General features: G+C 52.6%; 12 protein-coding genes. 4 read left to right on the top strand and 8 right to left on the bottom strand.

The genetic code is table 11. From position 1 onward, the window contains the following. The first annotated feature begins 31 nt into the window (after positions 1-31). A complete protein-coding gene (locus tag B0I18_RS08555) occupies positions 32-2,662 on the top strand; it encodes a TonB-dependent receptor (RefSeq protein WP_106522271.1) in 2,631 nt (876 codons plus the stop codon). Between the two features lie 116 nt (positions 2,663-2,778). Here B0I18_RS08555 and B0I18_RS08550 read toward each other — a convergent pair whose 3' ends face one another. The 3 genes from B0I18_RS08550 to B0I18_RS08540 form a co-directional block, all read right to left on the bottom strand. Continuing rightward, positions 2,779-3,051: a DUF4342 domain-containing protein gene (locus B0I18_RS08550; RefSeq protein ID WP_106522270.1), complete on the bottom strand. Its 273-nt coding sequence runs from the start codon at positions 3,049-3,051 to the stop codon at positions 2,779-2,781. A 377-nt stretch (positions 3,052-3,428) separates the two neighbouring features. Continuing rightward, positions 3,429-4,067 (bottom strand): response regulator, encoded by a 639-nt coding sequence (locus B0I18_RS08545; RefSeq protein WP_106522269.1) that lies wholly within the window; start codon positions 4,065-4,067, stop codon positions 3,429-3,431. 31 nt (positions 4,068-4,098) lie between these two features. Next, positions 4,099-6,060: a tetratricopeptide repeat-containing sensor histidine kinase gene (locus B0I18_RS08540; RefSeq protein ID WP_106522268.1), complete on the bottom strand. Its 1,962-nt coding sequence runs from the start codon at positions 6,058-6,060 to the stop codon at positions 4,099-4,101. A gap of 286 nt (positions 6,061-6,346) precedes the next feature. On the opposite strand from B0I18_RS08540, the gene B0I18_RS08535 reads away from it, so the two are divergent. The 3 genes from B0I18_RS08535 (at position 6,347) to B0I18_RS08525 (ending at position 10,404) form a co-directional block, all read left to right on the top strand. After that, positions 6,347-8,662, top strand: coding sequence for a T9SS type A sorting domain-containing protein (locus B0I18_RS08535; RefSeq protein WP_181358388.1), 2,316 nt, complete (start codon positions 6,347-6,349; stop codon positions 8,660-8,662). 27 nt (positions 8,663-8,689) lie between these two features. After that, a complete protein-coding gene (locus B0I18_RS08530; protein WP_106522266.1) occupies positions 8,690-9,754 on the top strand; it encodes a T9SS type B sorting domain-containing protein in 1,065 nt (354 codons plus the stop codon). Between the two features lie 188 nt (positions 9,755-9,942). Further along, positions 9,943-10,404 (top strand): hypothetical protein, encoded by a 462-nt coding sequence (locus B0I18_RS08525; protein WP_106522265.1) that lies wholly within the window; start codon positions 9,943-9,945, stop codon positions 10,402-10,404. Between the two features lie 85 nt (positions 10,405-10,489). Here B0I18_RS08525 and B0I18_RS08520 read toward each other — a convergent pair whose 3' ends face one another. From B0I18_RS08520 to B0I18_RS08500, 5 genes are all read right to left on the bottom strand, one after another. Then, positions 10,490-11,392 carry a helix-turn-helix domain-containing protein gene (locus B0I18_RS08520; RefSeq protein WP_106522264.1) on the bottom strand — a complete coding sequence of 301 codons (903 nt, stop codon included), beginning with the start codon at positions 11,390-11,392 and terminating at the stop codon, positions 10,490-10,492. A 73-nt stretch (positions 11,393-11,465) separates the two neighbouring features. Next, entirely contained in the window at positions 11,466-12,068 is a 603-nt protein-coding gene (locus B0I18_RS08515; protein WP_106522263.1) for a short chain dehydrogenase, read from the bottom strand. A gap of 27 nt (positions 12,069-12,095) precedes the next feature. Then, positions 12,096-12,866: an SDR family NAD(P)-dependent oxidoreductase gene (locus tag B0I18_RS08510; protein ID WP_106522262.1), complete on the bottom strand. Its 771-nt coding sequence runs from the start codon at positions 12,864-12,866 to the stop codon at positions 12,096-12,098. Between the two features lie 150 nt (positions 12,867-13,016). Continuing rightward, entirely contained in the window at positions 13,017-14,477 is a 1,461-nt protein-coding gene (locus B0I18_RS08505; RefSeq protein WP_106522261.1) for a TolC family protein, read from the bottom strand. Between the two features lie 32 nt (positions 14,478-14,509). Further along, positions 14,510-17,626 (bottom strand): efflux RND transporter permease subunit, encoded by a 3,117-nt coding sequence (locus tag B0I18_RS08500; RefSeq protein WP_106522260.1) that lies wholly within the window; start codon positions 17,624-17,626, stop codon positions 14,510-14,512. Positions 17,627-17,676: the final 50 nt, after the last annotated feature.

Genomic DNA, 17,676 nt, shown 5'->3' with positions numbered 1-17,676 from the left:
TTCCCCGGAGGAACAAAGAATTCTTTTGTGAATGGTATGTAGGTGGTTTGTAGCAAACACTTATTCCAGGCTGCTTCTTTCACTACTGACGGTCCTGCTTATAGGAATAAGTGCACATGCCCAGCTGCTGGACACCAGGGTCACCCTCGACCTTGGCCCCGGGAGCCTGGATAAATGTTTATTGCAACTACAGCAGGCCTCAGGTCTGCCTTTTGCTTACGAAACCACCGGGCTCCGCAATTTCCCCGTAGGCGCCAAAAGTTTCCAGGATGAAAAATTATCGGTCGTACTCCGCTACCTGTTAAAAGGTACCGGTTTCCATTTTGAAGAAAAACACAAAGTGATCCTGATCGGCCCCGCCGAACGGGAAGAACGTAACCCCGGCGCCGACCGGCTTTTTAAAGGCGTGATCGAAGACAAAGAAACCGGCGAACGCCTGCAGGGCGTTACCATCCTGGACCCGGAGCACCAGAATGGCGGCACCTTTACCGACAAGGACGGCTATTTCAGTATACCTGCCATATCGGACACGCTGAAGCTGCGCCTGAGTTATATGAGCTACAAACCCGTAGAGATCGTATTACACGGTGTAAATGCCCCGATGATCAAAATAAAAATGGATGTCGCCCACGAGGGCCTCGACTCTATCCTGGTGGTTGCCTCCTCCGATATTACCCCCTTTTCTCCCCTCAGCCGGATCAAGCTCTCTTTTAGCGAGCTCTCTTTCCTGCCCCGCTTTGCGGGCGATGTGGACCTGTTGAGTATGGTAAAAACAGCGCCGGGTATACAGGAAGCCTACGACGGATCGGGCAGCCTGATCGTAAGAGGCGGCTCGCCGGACCAGAACCTGCTGCTGCTGGACGATGTTAATATCTATGGCGCTACCCACCTGTTCGGCTTGTTATCGTCGGTAAGTTCCCGCGCGGTAAAGGATATCAATATCTACAAAGGTGCATTCCCGGCGCGTTATGGCGGGCGTATCTCTTCGGTATGGGACATTACGCTGAAAAGTGGCGACCTCGAACATTACCATGGCAGTGTTTCGGTCGGCACTATGGCCGCCGACTTTTCCCTCGAAGGCCCTATCGTAAAAAACAAGACCACATTTTCCATTGCCGGCAGGAGAAGTTACCACGATTATTATGTGCGGCTGTTTACCCCGGGGCTCAATTTTTATTTCCAGGACCTGAGCTTCAAACTGCGCCACCGTTTTTCGGATAAAGATCAAATTTTCCTGAGCGGGTATATTTCCCAGGATCGCTTCAAACTGACCAGCGACAGTATCCAGATCGCAGAGGGACAATACCTGAAGCAGACCATCCAGATGAATACCGAAAACCGGGCTGCGGTATTCCGTTGGCAGCACAATTATTCCGGTGCGCTTACCAGCAACCTGAGCATCTCCTACTCTGCCTATAAACTGGCGATCAGCAACCAGTACAACAATGTATCCCAGCTTGTCGACACCGTTTATGTAAGGCGGGGCAATGAGCGGATCACTACCGGTGTATCCGATCTGACCGCCAAGTTCCAGGCCCGCTATGCGCCGGGTGGCAAACACGAATTCGAGGCCGGCATATTTTACATGCGTCACAATTTCGACCCGCATAGTATCAGGCAGATCATTACCGTCGACTATACCCCGCAACGCCCGTTTATCTTTGTGCCTACCGTGCTGCAGGATATCGTTAATGACAATGGCGTGAACGAGGCCGGCTTTTTTGCGGAAGACAATATGATGCTTTCGCCCAAATTGCGGCTCTCTGCCGGCCTGCACTTCAACCGGTATTTTTACGAAAAGGTATCCTACTCATCGCTGCAACCCAGGTTTAATATGCGGTACCAGTTCAACGAAAAATGGTCGGCTAACCTGGCTTACGCGCGTATGCAACAGGCCCTGCACCGGCTCTCCAGGAGCCAGACCTCGTTGCCGGCCGACTTCTGGATTCCCTCATCGGACACCATCAAACCCCAGATATCCAACCAGGTCAGCCTGGGTCTGAACGGACAGATCTTTAACGGGCTGCTGGACCTCTGCATAGAATCTTATTATAAGGATTCCAGAAATGTAACGGAGTACCTGACCTTCAGGAGAGTGACCTCGGTTTCTTCTTACGGCTCCTGGGCTTCAAGGGTCGCCACCGGTGATGGCGAGGCTTATGGTGTCGAATTTTCGCTCCGTAAATCAAAGGGCAAATACCGCGGCTGGCTGAGTTATGCCCTGTCCTGGAGTACACGCACGCTGCCCGATGTCAACTACGGCCAGACCTTTTTGTATAAGTACGACCGGCGGCATAACCTGAACCTGGTCAATACCTATAAATTCAACAAACACCTGGAACTCACAGCTGTATTTTCGTTCCAGAGTAAGCCCAAGCCACCTACCCTGATTATCCGTACGGCCGATCTGCCCTGGTACGACAAGGAGGTCAGGGCCTTTATTGCCACTACCGACCTGCGGGCCTATCACCGGCTCGACCTTGGCGTCAACTGGTTGTCGCAGTTTAAAGAAGGGGTAACCGGGGTACTGAACCTGAGCGTACTGAATGTGTATAACCGGCAGAATCCCTTCTTCTACTTCGTAAGCAATACCGACGCCCAGCTTTCGGGCACTTCGCTCTTACCCATTGCCATATCGCTGGCCTATACCCTCAATTTCTAAGCGTAAAGCTTGTAAAATCCGGCAGGACTACATTGTCCCCAAAAAATTACCCCTGTACCGTGCCGGAGCAGCGGTAACAGGGGTATCGTACGTTTATACAAGGCAACTCAGCCAGATCAGGGCACTTTCGTACCTTCTGCTTCCTGCCCGGGCTCATTACGTTCTACGGTAATATTGCACTCGCTGACCAGGGCAGCCATAGCGCCGACCGCAGCCAGCACCGGCGCCAGCAATGCACCGACCAGGCCCAGGGTCATGGGGAAGGACATAAGTTCCTTACCGGACTTATCGGTAATGGTAATTTTACGGATGTTGCCTTCCGCGATCAACTCCTTTATTTTCTTAAGCAGGTTTTCGCCGCTAAGCGTAAATGTTTCTTTCGTAGTCATATTGCTGCAATTTTTTTTGACGGTGTTCGAGGCTTCAAATTAAGACAAATAAGTACACCGTCCGCCCGGCCCGCCGTATTTTTAACAGATATAACAGGACTGCCTTTATAAAAAACGGCGCAGGCAGTTACTCCCTTACTTAACCCACTGTCGCATTACAAGGCATAACAAATATAGAGGGACAGCAATAAGGCGGCGAGGATCAATGATATTTTACGGATCAAGACTTTCAAGATTTTAAAGATGGGGTTCTTTTCGGTTTACATCCGGCTTTAAGCCGGCTGCAAAGATCGGAACCCCTGGCGCTTTATACAACCGTGAAACACCGGTTTATGAACAGGGGAAATTTCCTCCGGACAGGCAGGACAGGAACCGGTTTACCGGATAATACCCATCAGTATCGCTTTTTTAACCAGGCCCGCCATATTTTTAGCGCCGAGTTTTTGCATAAGTCCCAGGCGGTAATTCTCAATAGTACGCTGGCTCAGGTGCAGCTGTTCTGCTATTTCCGGGCTGGTCAGCTCTTCGGCGATCAGCTCCAGGATGCGGATCTCGCGTTCCGTCAGTTCTTCGTTATAGGCCAGGTTACTTTTTTGCTTCAGGGCATTTTTGAGCAACAGCTCTTTTACTTCGGGAGAGAGCACCACCTCGCCCGCCATTACCTGGCGGATGGCATCGCTAAGCTGATCCTGGCCCGCCGTTTTAAGCAGGTAAGCCCTGGCGCCAGCATCCAGCATGGCTTTGACCAGGAACACGCTTTCGGTACTGGTAACGATAATGATCTTCAGGCCGGGAAACTGTTTGCGCAACGCTTTTACGATCTCCCTGCCATGCATATCGGGCAGGTGCATATCAAGCAGCAATACATCGGGCACATCCGTTTTGAGCCCGGCCAGCAAAGCATTACCCGAGGCATACTTTGCCGTAATCGTAATACCGCCCGCCGCCTGCAGCATTGCGGCAAGTCCGTCGCGTACCATCGGGTGGTCGTCCGTAATAGCTATCCTTACATCCATCTTCAGGGCCTAAAATAATAAAAACTAAGGATTAATGAAATTGCCGGCCCGAAGCCATATTGGCCCGTTGTACATCTTTGGGCAGGAAAATGCTGACGATGGTACCCTGTTGCCCGGCCGACTCGATCTGCATATTACCCGACAACAGGTCGACGCGCTTGCGGATATTGGTAAGCCCGATCCCTTTGCTGCCCGCGGTTTCGCTTATGCCGATACCATTATCTTCTACCAGGATACTGATCTCGGCGGGATGCTCATTGAGCAATACGATCGCCTCCGAAGCCCCGGCATGTTTGACGACATTATGCAAGAGTTCCTGTATGATGCGGTAGATATGCAGGGAAAGTACAGGCGCTACAAAACTGAAGTTGCCATAAGCATGAAACTCGATATCCAGGTCGCTGCGTTGCCCCAGGTCTTTACAATAAGCCTGTACCGCATCGGCCAGCCCGGACGAGCTGATAACACCCGGCAGCAGGTTATGCGCTACACGCCGCAAGTCGGCCGCAGTCTCGTTCAGGATCTGCCCCGTGCGGCGATAGTAGTGGTGTTCGGCCAGTTCGGGATGGGCATTACCCAGGGCCAGCAGGTACGATTTGGCACCTGCCAGCTGGCTGCCGATACCATCGTGCAGTTCCTGTGCCAGCCTTTGCCGCTCGTCGTCTTCGCCTTCCAGCCGGACTTGCAGCATTTCGATCTGCCGGTTGCGTTCGGTAATCTTATTTTTTTGCCGGGTATAAAACCAGGCCGCCCCACCCGACAACAGCAACAACAGGATGCCCAGGGCGGTAATGGCCAGCCAGAGGTTCTTTTGCGTGATCTGTTGTGCCTGCCGTGTAATATGTGCCTGCTTTAAGGCGATCTCCCGGTCCTTCTCCGCAGTGCGGTAGCGGGTTTCCATTTCGTGTACCTGCAGGGTTACCGCGCTGCTTTCAATACTGTCGCTCAGGGTTTCGTACTGCCTGCGCAAGGCCAAGGCACCTTTATAATCGCCGGTACGTGTTTTCAGTTCGGCCAGCTTCTGCAACAGGAACAGGCGCTCTTTAGGCAACTGGCCGCTACCGGTCCAGGCCATAGCGAAATAAGTCCGGGCCTTGTCCCATTGTTTGAGCTGCAGGTATACATCGCCGATACTGCTGAGCGTAACATTACGTTCGTGGTAGGCAATATGATGGACCGATTCCAGTTCTGCAGCTTCCAGGAGCTGTTGCAAAGCCTTGCGCGGCTCCTCCAGTTCCATGTATACGGCAGCGGTATTGACCCGGATCTTGTGCAGGCTTACAAAATCGTGGCCGTGCAGGGCCAGGGCTGCGGCTGCTTCGAGATACGACAGGGCCTGTTGAATATCTTTCTGCTCATAACTGATCACGCCCAGGTTCATCAGCTGGTTTACCTGCAGGGCGGTATCCCGGAGCTGTGTGGCTGCATGCAGCGCTTTAGCAGCATAGGCCAGGGCCTTATCGTATTGCCGGAGTTGTGCCAGTACGGTGGCCAGGTTGCTGTAAGCATAACTGGGCGGCAGTTGGCGGGCCGGGTATTGCTCGGCCAGTTGTACCGCTTTATAATAATAAAAAGAAGCCTGTTCATACCGGGCCTGCAGGTTGCATACATTGCCGGTAAGGTTATGGATAAGCGCTGCAAAAAGCGGTCTGGTAGCAGCATCGCAAGCAGCCAGGGCATGATTATAAAAAAGCAGGGCGGCCTCGTAGTTGCCATCCCGCACTTCCAGGTTGCCCGATTCGATACCCGATACAACGATCCCGTAGCTATAGGCCAGCTGCATACTTTGCTGCATCAGGTAACGGAACTTGCCGGCGGCCTGTACCGGGTCGGTAACCGCCATCTTTTTAGCCGCGGCTATACGGCTGCGGATATCGGCCGTATCGGAAAGCTGCAGGAAATTGCGCACGCCGCTTACCGGTTCCTGTGCAAAGGCAGGAGTGAAAGATACTGCCAGTAATAAAAAAAATAAATAGAGTTGCTTCAGCCTCATGAAATTGATCCTTCGGGAAAGTAATGCGTCCCTGTAAGTTAAGCATACTTTTCTGCAAAGCGCAAAAATACCGTATTGACAGCGCGCTTCACGAAGACCTTTGTCATTTTACTGTCCTTTTTACACACGACAGATACATTATTTTTCGCCCTATAAGTAGATCTACTCTTTCAAAATCGGGTACTCCCACTCTTATACCGGGCATATGGAAAAGTAATTTTGTATGCATTATCCGGCCTTGCATTTCCGCTACCGGCAAGGCCATTCACTTCAAAAAAGAATCTCTATGAAGGTAACACAACCTAAAGTCAATGCAGGACCACAGCGCGGCGTGTTGCGCAACAGCAAATACCTGTTGCTGCTGTTGCTGCTGCAGTGCTGCTTTATACCGGCACAAGCACAGTACCAGCTTACCAGTTGGGGCGTCCAGCACCATACCATGTCTACCGCCACAGGCACTACGGGCAGCGGCAGCGCAGGCCAGGTCTATATCCACAGGGTGGCTACAGACCGACAAAAAAACATATACAGTGTCGGCATCTTTGAAGATACCATCAAATTTGCAGGTGGGTACAGCCCGCTTATCGTCAATACACAGATGCCCACCGGCACCGGTCAATACGAGTTTTTCATCAGCAAGATGGATGCCGACTCCAATATGATCTGGGTAAAAAAGCTGGATAAAAGGAATTTCATCTTTAACCATATTTATAATGGCCCGTCGGCCCGCGGCCTTGTCGTAGACGACAGCGCCAATATCTATATCGCCGGCGACTTCCCGGGTGTAGTCGACTTTAATCCCGATCCGGCAGCCGAAGCCTTGCTTTCGGGCCCCGATACCACGCTGACTACCTCTAAAGCAGGCTTCGTACTGAAGCTGGATTCGGCCGGCAATTTTAAATGGGTGAAACAGATCGTATCGCGCAAGGTGCCTTTCGTGGGTATCTATAAAATGGCGGCAACTTTTGATGTGCAAAGCCTTGCGGTAAATACCTCCGGCGAAATGATCCTTTCGGGCACAGTACTGGGTACGGGCCAGAATGATACCCTGATCTTTGATAATGGCGGCGCCAATACACAACATATCATCAGTACGAATTCCGGTCTTACCGATCAGCGTTATGGCTTTTGGGTAAAGATGGACCAGGCCACCGGCGCCTTTAATTCGTTCCGGATTGTAAAGACCACCGAGAAACGCGGCGGCATTTACGACTTCAAGGCCGCACCGGATCCCTATGGTCATATCTATGTGGCAGGCTCGCTCTACGATACGGTTAATTTCGGTACCGTAACCCAGCCTCATATAGTCACCACGCCCATCTCCGGCACACAGCGTTACAGCCCCTTCCTCGCCAAGTATACCGATGCCGGCGATGTGTTATGGGTAAAGACCTTTAATTGCTACCAGGGCACCGTAAAGGATCTGAGCCTGGATACAGCCGGTGTACCCGTTATCGCCGGCACCTTCCTCGATACCCTGCGCCTGTCGCCCTCCTTATTGCTTACGGCCATTAACGGCGGTATGCCCGATGCACATATCAATGGCGGGTATATTGCCAAAACAGATACCAGCGGCGCCGTACAATGGGGCGAATTGCTGCAGCTCGGCATGCCGCTTACCGACAACCAGATCATACCTACCCGGTTAAAACACGACGCCCTGAATAATATCTATATCGGCGGCAGTGTAGTTGCCGAATTTAATATTGCGGGCATTACCTACCAGACCAATACCCACGGCTTTGTAAAGCGCTACAAACCGGGCGGCGCTACAGACTGGAGTATGCGCCTGGGCCAGTTGCCGCATATATCCGCACAACAGGTACCGGTCGGCGAAGTATTTCTTGATCAATCCAACAATATGTATATCGCCGGTACCCTGCGCAGGAATGCTGCCGACTTTAAAGGCCCGAACGATACCGCCCCCTATATGATGACCCAGGCGGGCAACAACTTCGATATGGGCGCTTACCTCGTTAAATACGCATGTGCCGATACTTTCCACAGCATTACCCAGGTATCGGCCTGTAAAAGCTATACACTGAACGGCATTACCTATACCACTTCCGGTATCTACAACCAGCATTACTGGAGCGATGGCGGCTGCGACAGCATCATCACCATCGATCTTACCATCAATGATATCGACGAACCTTTTATTACCGTAAACAATTTCGAACTGGGGGTAACCTCGGCTTATGATACCTATAAATGGATGCGCAACGGCATACTGATCAACGGCGCTACCGCAGCGACCTATACCGTAAACCAGAACGGCGATTACCAGGTGATCACCGGCCTTGCAAACGGCTGTACGGATACCTCCGAGATCTATACGGTCAACAATGTAACCGGTATAGACGATATCGGCAACCCTGCCTACAGGATCAGCATCTATCCTAACCCGGCGCAACACACCCTGTTTATCAATAGCCCCATACCAGTATCGCTCAGCCTGGGCAGTGTAGAAGGCCGTACGCTCCTGCAAAACGACAACACCGACAGGATATCGCTCGAAGCCTTGCCCGACGGTATCTATTTCCTGAAGATCGCCGATACCAAAGGACGCCTGCTCCGTGTAGAGAAAGTAGTAAAACAATAACCACAAACAGCATTAAACTGAAGCAGTATGAAATACGGGATAGCAAGACCTGCAGTGCTTATCGTTATATTCCTGTTGTCTGGCTATACCTTAGGGTATGGCCAGGCTATAACCTATACCGACGGCAGCCCGATCGCTACTAAGTATTGTTACCAGGATACTGCTTATGGCCTGAGCGGCATACCCGCAGGCGGGAGCTTCAGCGGATGCGGCGTAACACAGGAGAACGGCGTATGGACCTTTAATCCGCAGCTGGCGGCCGAAGGCCTCTCTGTATTTCCCTATCAATGCGCCCTGAAGTATACCGTAAACGGGCAAACCGTAAGCCGCAACCTGCTGATCCAAAAGCCGGTGGTGGTCTACCCGCCCCTGCGCGACTCGCAAACCTGCAACGGTTACCTGCACCTGCAAACCGGCACCTTATACGCCGGCGCTTACCAGTACCGCTGGGAGCCGGGCGCCCTGCTTGACCGTACGGATACCAGTGTCGCATCGGGGTATATTACCGGTACCCAACAATTCAGGATCAGGGTAACCGATGTCAGCAGCGGTTGTACCGGTTCCGATTCCATAACCGTATTTGTGCGCCCGGTGCCGGAACTGACCGTATCGGCCACCCAAACGATAAACCCGCGAGAAAACGTACAGTTACAGGCTTCCGGTGCTGCCAGTTACCAATGGTCGCCGGCCACCTGGCTGGATAATACCCGCAACGCATCGCCCATGGCCTCGCCCCGTACCCCCATCACCTATACCGTAGTAGGCGCTAACGAATACGGTTGCCGCGATACGGCCAGGGTAAGCATCCTGATCCGGGAACAGTTGTTTTTGCCCAATGCCTTTTCGCCCAATGGCGACGGGCTCAACGACCGGTTTGCCATTGCCAATTACGGCTACCAGGAGGTGAAAGCCTTCCGCATTTTTAACCGTTGGGGTAAAGAAGTGTTCAGCACCTTCGACGGGCTCGCGGGCTGGGACGGCCTGTACAACGGCAATCCCGGCGATGCAGGCACGTATTTTTACCATATCGAGTTGTCGGAACGCGATGATGAGGTAAAAACCTTTCGCGGCGAATTGCTGCTGATCCGCTGATGTTTTGTTTTTTTCGTTAGGGAGCCGCATACGCACAGGTATGCGGCTTTTTTATCCGGGGTAACAAAGAACGGCATAGACAAAGGCTTTGACCGCCCTGGTAAACAATTCTGGCCCGCTGACAAAAAACAGCCCGGCGAACAGATTAAAAAAACGGAAATTGGTCTTCCATCACAAACTATTTATCTATGAAGAAACTATTCGCTATGCTCCTGTTATCGGGGGCAGCGGTAAGCGCCAACGCCGCCTTGTTTATCACCAATAATACGAGCTGTATTATTGCCCTGGAGGCTTATGCGCACGATGCCAACCTGCCTGCATCCTGCTCGTACTACACCTGGTTTAAGATCAACCCGAACACCTCCGATGCCTACAACAACGTAAACTCCTTAAACGGGGGCACCGGCTGGCGTTATACCTCAGTAGGACCCAGCGGTTATGCAACCATGACGACGGCAGGCTCCGGTTGGGACGCAGCTACCTTCCACACCAGTATTACCGGCCCGACTGCGCCATTGGTAGGCAACACCGGCACCTGTGCTACCGGCACCTATTCCAGCCTGAACCAACCAGGAACAAGCTGCCCTACCCTGCAGATGACCTGGATGAACCTGGGTGGCAATAACGTATTGCTGACCATCGATCCCTAGGTTTTTAGCCTAGGATCGGCGATAAAGATACAGACAACAAAAAGCTGGCCGTTTACAACGGCCAGCTTTAATTTTTATAGCGCGCCTAACCCGCCCGGAAGGCTTTGGGCGATAACCCTGTTTTGTTTTTAAATACCCGGGTAAAATGAGATGGATGCTCAAAGCCAAGTGTAAAGGCTATTTCGCTGATCGAGCTACCGGAGCCCAGTAACAGGTGTTTGGCCTGCTCCACCAATTGCAGGTGTATATGCTCCTGCGTAGTTTTGCCGGTATATTTATTCAGGAGGTCGGAGAGGTAATTGGGCGAAAGATGCAGCCGGTCCGCAAAGTAGCCCACATCCGGCAAACCGTCCTCGATAAGCGTATCGCGGGAAAAGTAATCCCGCAACAGGGTTTCGAACTGCTGTACCACATCGTGGCTTACAGAAGCACGCGCCAGGAACTGCCGGTCGTAAAAGCGGCTGCAATAGTTCAGCAACAGCTCTATATGGCTCACGATAAGATCGCCCGTGTGTTTATCTAATTGCTGCGTGTATTCGCGCTTTATATGTTCACAGCAATCCCGCAGTATCTTCTTCTCTTCGTCGGAGATATGCAGCGACTCATGCACATCGTAATTAAAAAAGGAATACCCGTTTATTTTACGCCCCAGGGCAGTACGGTACAACAGGCCGGGATGAAAAAACAGGCCCCAGCCTTCATTGTAGGATAAGCGGCGCTGCGTGGATATAGCCTGGCCGGGCGCCGTAAACACCAGGGTGCCTTCGTCGAAATCGTATTGTGACCGTCCATACTTCATCGAACCTTTCAACTGTTTCAGGTACACGGCATAGAACCCGAGCCGGTAGGCCTGTTCGGTTTCACTGAACTGATCCCGGCTTATTTCCTGCAGGGATAAAAAAGAAACAAGCGGGTGCTTCGGCGGCGGACAGCTGTACAACCGGTGCAGGTCGCTGATCGTGGCCACATCTATAAAGGTCTGTTGCATGATGCTTATTCTGGATATAAATTTACGAAAAATCAGGAGACCGCGCCGCTACCCCACAGGAACCGCAACGTGTTTATACCGCCAATACCCGGCCATTAATAATACCCAGCAGCGACCGCTCATAGGCCTTTACCACACGCCAGGCCTCTACCGGTACAAAACCCGGGAAGTAAGGATGAAAGGCCACAGACTCGGCCAGTACATTAGGACACACACAATTGATCCGTATACCACGGGGCAGTTCATGCGCCGCAGCTTTTACAAAACCTTCCACCGCCCCGTTGACCATAGTGCCAATAACACCACCCAGGATGGGCTCGTCCGATAAGATACCCGATACCAGGGTAACAGAACCCTTGTCGGCGATATAAGGCAAGGCCGTACGGGCCAGGTTGATCTGTCCCATCATTTTGTTTGCTATGGCAAAGGCAAAATGCTCGTCGGTAAGCTGTTCCAGCGGATAGGCCACAACCTCGCCTGCGGCGCTCACTACGGCATCGCAATGTCCTACAGCCTTAAATACGGCCTCCATCGCTGTTTTATCCCCCATATCGGCTTTATAATCACCGGAGCTACGGGATACCCGGACCACCCGGTGGCCCTGTTGTTCCAGGCTGCTGCATAAGGCGCTGCCTATAGTACCGGCAGCGCCGGTAACGATAACTGTTTGTTTCATGACTATTGAGACATTGACTATTTATAATCAGAGATACATACCGCCGGCTACTTCGATACGTTGCCCGCTGATCCATTTCGCATCATCCGAACACAGGAAGGCCACCACACCGCCGACATCGTCGGCCTGGCCGATGCGGGGCAGGGCCGTAATGCTTTTGATCATATCCTGCACCTGGGCGTTATCGCGCAGGCGTGCGCCGTTGAAATCGGTGGCAATCGCGCCCGGCGCTACAACATTGGCGCGGATATACCGGTGGCCCAATTCTTTAGCCATATACCGGGTAAGGGTTTCCACACCGGCCTTCACACTGGCATAGGCGCCCGCGCCGGGATGAGTAAACCGGGTAAGGCCTGTAGAGATGTTCACGATAGCGCCGCCATCGTTGAGCAGGGGCAGCAGTTGCTGCGTGAGGAAAAACACGCCTTTAAGATGTACCTGCACCAGTTCATCGAACTGTGCCTCGGTGGTGTCGGCAAAAGAAGGTACGGTAATACCATGGCCTGCGTTGTTGACCAGGAAGTCGATGCCCTTTCTTCCGAAATCCTGTTCCAGCACCTGTTGCAGGTGCTGCACAAAGGCGGCAAAACTATCCGACCGGCCCGTATTGAGCTGTAGGGCCAGGGCTGAACGGCCCTGTGCGCGTATAGCGGCTACTACCTCCTGTGCTTCCTCTGCTTTGCTGTTATAGGTAAGGATCACATCGCGACCCTGTGCCGCAAGCTTTAGGGCGATGTCTTTACCCAATCCCCGGCTGCCGCCGGTTACCAATGCAATATGTGCTGTTGTGGTTTCCATATCTGTTGTTTTTTATACCGCAAAATTCGCCCGGACCGTACAACCGCACTTTACGTTTTCTCTGAATTACTGATACATTTCACGGATCTACCTATAAAAATGGCCTGGTCTTTGCAGAGACCAGGCCATTTATGCATAAGGAGTTGTTCGTTATTCGCGCCAGCCGCCGCCAAGCGACTTATACAGGTTGATGGCCGTATACAGCTCGGCCCTTTTCAGGTCGATCAGTTGTAATTCGGCTTCCAGCTTGCTTTTCTGCGCAGCCACAAGTTCGATATACGAAGCATAACCCGTTATATACAGGTCTTCCGAAATACTGACGCCATTACCCAGGGCCGTCACTTCCTCTTCTTTCAGATCGCTACGCTGCCCGAGGTTACGGATATTGCTGATATAGTTCAGCACTTCCTTATAGGCATTCAGTACCGTGCGCTCATAGTTGTAGAACTGCTCTTGCTGTCCGGCTTCGGCAATACGGTACTGCGAACGGATCTGGTGCTTCTGGAACAAGGGCGCTGTGAGCCCACCCAGGAGTTGGAAGCCCAGCGAACCGGCCGAGAAGAGCAAGTCGCCTTTAAAGGCGCTGAATGCAGTGTAGGCCGACAGGTTAAGCGATGGAAAGAACGCCGCTCTTGCAGCGCCCAGATCGGCATCAGCCGCAAGCATCTCGGCCTCGGCCTGCCGGATATCGGGCCGGTTGCGCAGTATAGCCGCAGGAATACCAGCCGCATCGAGTGCATCAAAGTTCTGATCGATGGTACGGAAAGCACTCCGACTGATGTGGCCTTCGTATTTGCCGGAAAGGGCATTCAGGTTATTTTCGGTTTCTGTAATACGCTGTTGTATACCCAGCAAATGGCCCCTGGAACTAAGCAATTGGGCATTGAACTGCTGAACGGCCAGTTCGGTGGCACGCCCGCCTTCCTTTTGTGCGACCACGATCTCCAGGGCACGCTCCTGCAGGGTGATATTTTCCTTCAGGATTTCCAGTTCGCGGTCGAGGGTGAGCAATTCATAATAGAAGAGCGCGGTTTGGGTAACCAGCATCGATTTTACCATGGCCGCGGCTTCGGCAGAGGCCATGAACCGGTGTCGGGCAGCCTTTTTCATTTTGCCCAGCCTGCCCCAGATATCCAGTTCCCAGTTGGTACTCAGTCCCAGCCAGAAGTCGGGCGTAGGATTGGTACCGACTTTCTGTTCCTCTTCGATATTGGGCGACAGGTTCGTATCGAAGTTACCTACACCTTCCATAGTATACTTCCCGTACTTGGTACCGCTTGCATGCGCATTCATGCTCAAAGAGGGCAACAGCGCGCCCTTGCTCATTTTCAGGTAAGCGCCGGCCGTACGGATGCGCTGCAAGGCAATCTGCATATCGGGGTTATGCTGCAATACGTCTTTAATCGCATTGCGTAAATGGGCATCCCGGAAAAACGAGTCCGGGCTGAGCAGGGCTATATTCTGTAAGCTGTCCCCGTCCGTGGCAAAACGCGCGGGGAGCGGCTTGGGATCGGGTAATTTTTTCCTGCCGGGTATCGCGCAGGAAGCAAGCAGTACAGCAGAGATTAACGAGGAGTGCAGCAGCAGCTGCTTATATTTTAAATAGGTCATAATGTAAACAGGATTATGCTTCCGGGTTATTTTTATTTTTTTTTCTTTCGCTCAGACAGGGTGGCAAACAGGACATAGAGCCCCGGAATAACCAGCACGCCGAATACCGTACCGATCAGCATGCCGCCGGCAGCAGCCGTACCGATGGAACGGTTGCCCATAGCGCCCGCACCAGATGCGATACACAAAGGAATAAGGCCCGCCACGAAGGCAAAGGAGGTCATCAGGATGGGCCGTAACCGTTGCGTAGCGCCGTCGATACCGGCCTGCAGGATACTCGCTCCCTCCTTGCGGCTCTTGATCGCAAACTCCACGATCAGGATTGCATTTTTACCCAACAGGCCGATCAGCATGACCAAAGCCACCTGTGCATAAATATTGTTTTCGAGCCCGGCCAGCTTCAGGGAAAGGAATGCGCCGAATATACCCGCAGGCAGGCTCAGGAGAACCGGCAGCGGCAGGAGGAAACTCTCGTATTGCGCAGCCAGCAAGAGGTATACGAATACCAGGCAGACCAGGAAGATCATGGTTGTCTGGTTACCCGAAAGGATCTCTTCGCGGGTCATACCGCTCCATTCGTAACTATAACCCCTCGGTAATACTTTGGCAGCTACCTTTTCGACCGCAGCAATGGCATCACCGCTACTGTAACCCGCACCGGCATTACCATTGATCATGGCCGACAGGTACATATTATAGCGCGTAAGCTGCTCGGAGCCATATACCCGTTCGATCTTTACGAAGGCGGAGAAAGGCACCATCTCTCCGAGGCGGTTCTTGACATAAAGTTTCAGGATATCTTCGGGTGCGGTGCGGTACTGCGGACCTGCCTGTACCATCACTTTATACATCTGGTTGAACCGGATAAAGTTGGTGGCGTAATAGCTGCCCAGCAAGGTTTGCAGCGTACTCATCGCATTGTCGGCGGTAACGCCTTTCTTGGCCGCCATATCCGGGTCGATATGGATCATATACTGCGGGAAAGAGGCATCGAAGCTGGTGAAAGCGCCGCTGATCTCCGGAGTTTTGTTCAGCGCATCCACCAATTGCTGCGTTACCGCTGCGGTTTGCTGCACATCGCCTTTGCCGGTCTTGTCCAGCAGGCGCAGCTCAAAGCCGCCGGTATTACCGAAACCAGGCACGGTAGGCGGCGCGAATACTTCGATCTTGGCATCATTGATCAGCTTTACCTTTTGTTCGATCGCAGCGATCACGGCGTTTACATCCTGGTCTCTTTCATGCCAGGGTTTCAGGTTGATCATGGCCATCCCATAGGAAGCGCCGGCAATTTCGTTAACTAGGCTATAACCCGCCAGGGTAGTCACATTCTCTACACCAGCCGTTTTACGGGCAATGGCCGTTACCTCATCCAGTACTTTATCCGTACGCTCCATGGTAGCGCCCGGCGGTGTGGTTACATTCACATAGATCATGCCCTGGTCTTCGGTAGGAATAAAGCCGCCGGGTAATATAGCGCCCGCGCCCCAGGTAGCGGCAAAAAACAGCGCCAGCAATACCAGGGTAAGCCCCCTGCGGCCGGCAATTTTTGCCAGTACCGACCGGTATTTATTATTGGTGGCATCAAAGCGTTTATTGAAGCCGTTAAAGAAACGGTTCAGCAAGCCCTTCTTTTGTACCTGGGTATTGTGTTTCAGCATCAGGGCGCATAAGGCCGGCGTAAGCGTCAAGGCATTGATACCGGATATAAAGATCGAGATCGCCAGGGTAAGGGAAAATTGCCGGTAGAATACGCCTACAGGACCACTCAGGAAGGCCACGGGAATAAATACGGCCGACATTACCAGGGTGATGGCGACAATAGCACCGCTGATCTCTTTCATGGCTTCTATCGTTGCCTCCAGCGGCGGCAGGTGTTTTTCGGTCATCTTGATATGCACCGCTTCGACGACCACGATCGCGTTGTCGACCACGATACCGATAGCCAGTACCAGCGCAAAGAGTGTAAGCAGGTTGATCGAAAAGCCCATCAGCATCATAAAAGCAAGCGTACCGACCAGCGCCACAGGTACGGCCAGTGCGGGTATCAGCGTAGAGCGGAAGTCCTGCAGGAAGATAAAGACCACCAAAGCCACCAGCAGGAAGGCTTCGACAAGCGTACGGATCACCTCGCTGATCGACGCATCGAGGAAGCGCGATACATCATAGGCCATATTGTAGTTCATCTTGGGCGGGAAGGAAGTTTCCTTCAGCTCTTCCATACGGTCTTTGATGTTCTGGATTACATCGCGGGCATTGGAGCCCGGCCGTTGTTTGATCATGATCGAAGCTGAAGGCCGGCCATCCGTTTTCGACACCATGCCATAACTCATGGAACCGAATTCTACATCGGCCACATCTTTAAGACGCAGTATCGCCCCATCGTTGTCGGCTCTCAATACCACGTTCTCGTATTGCTGCGGCTCGTACAGCTTACCGGTATACCGCAATACATACTGTACCGATTGCGGATTCTTGCCCGAGCTCTCGCCCGTCTTGCCCGGCGCGGCTTCCACGTTCTGCGCCCTCAGGGCTGCTACGATGTCATCGGCCGAGATGTCGTAAGCCAGCATACGCTCAGGTTTCAGCCATACGCGCATCGCATACTCCTGTTGCCCCATGATCTCTGCACGTCCCACCCCATCGATCCGCTTCAGCTCCTGCAGAATATTGATATCCGTAAAGTTGAAGATAAACTGCTCGTCGGCGGCATCATCGGCACTGGTGATATTGAGGTACATCAGCATGCTGTTCACTTCCTTTTCGGTCGTTACGCCAGCTTTGATCACCTCTTCCGGTAATTCGTCCAGTACGGTAGTTACCCTGTTCTGCACGTTTACGGCAGCCTGGTCGGGATCGGTGCCTACCTGGAAAAAGACCTGGATCATGGTGATCCCATCGTTGCCGGTAACGGTAGACATATACGTCATACCCGGTACGCCGTTAATAGCCCTTTCGATCGGCATCGCTACCGCCTTGGCCGACACATCGGCATTGGCGCCGGTATACCGGGCCGTTACCATTACGGAAGGCGGTACAATGTCCGGGAACTGCGTTACCGGTAGCTGGAACAAAGCCATGGCGCCGACCAGGGTAATGATAAGAGAAATCACGAGCGACAGCACCGGTCGCCTGATAAATGTTTCGATCATAATAAAAGGAGTCTGGGGCACAGGGAAACCTGTACCTTATAATGAGGTTA

It is taken from the genome of Taibaiella chishuiensis (assembly GCF_003014535.1).
In the GTDB taxonomy this organism is placed as follows: Bacteria; Bacteroidota; Bacteroidia; order Chitinophagales; family Chitinophagaceae; genus Taibaiella; species Taibaiella chishuiensis.
This window is presented reverse-complemented; position numbering and strand designations above follow the sequence as displayed.

Coding starts and splice junctions, on each gene's coding strand:
- B0I18_RS08510 (WP_106522262.1), bottom strand. CDS start 12,866: ATGGAAACCACAACAGCACATATTGCATTGGTAACCGGCGGCAGCCGG.
- B0I18_RS08530 (WP_106522266.1), top strand. CDS start 8,690: ATGAAATACGGGATAGCAAGACCTGCAGTGCTTATCGTTATATTCCTG.
- B0I18_RS08515 (WP_106522263.1), bottom strand. CDS start 12,068: ATGAAACAAACAGTTATCGTTACCGGCGCTGCCGGTACTATAGGCAGC.
- B0I18_RS08540 (WP_106522268.1), bottom strand. CDS start 6,060: ATGAGGCTGAAGCAACTCTATTTATTTTTTTTATTACTGGCAGTATCT.
- B0I18_RS08555 (WP_106522271.1), top strand. CDS start 32: ATGGTATGTAGGTGGTTTGTAGCAAACACTTATTCCAGGCTGCTTCTT.
- B0I18_RS08525 (WP_106522265.1), top strand. CDS start 9,943: ATGAAGAAACTATTCGCTATGCTCCTGTTATCGGGGGCAGCGGTAAGC.
- B0I18_RS08500 (WP_106522260.1), bottom strand. CDS start 17,626: ATGATCGAAACATTTATCAGGCGACCGGTGCTGTCGCTCGTGATTTCT.
- B0I18_RS08545 (WP_106522269.1), bottom strand. CDS start 4,067: ATGGATGTAAGGATAGCTATTACGGACGACCACCCGATGGTACGCGAC.
- B0I18_RS08520 (WP_106522264.1), bottom strand. CDS start 11,392: ATGCAACAGACCTTTATAGATGTGGCCACGATCAGCGACCTGCACCGG.
- B0I18_RS08550 (WP_106522270.1), bottom strand. CDS start 3,051: ATGACTACGAAAGAAACATTTACGCTTAGCGGCGAAAACCTGCTTAAG.
- B0I18_RS08505 (WP_106522261.1), bottom strand. CDS start 14,477: ATGACCTATTTAAAATATAAGCAGCTGCTGCTGCACTCCTCGTTAATC.
- B0I18_RS08535 (WP_181358388.1), top strand. CDS start 6,347: ATGAAGGTAACACAACCTAAAGTCAATGCAGGACCACAGCGCGGCGTG.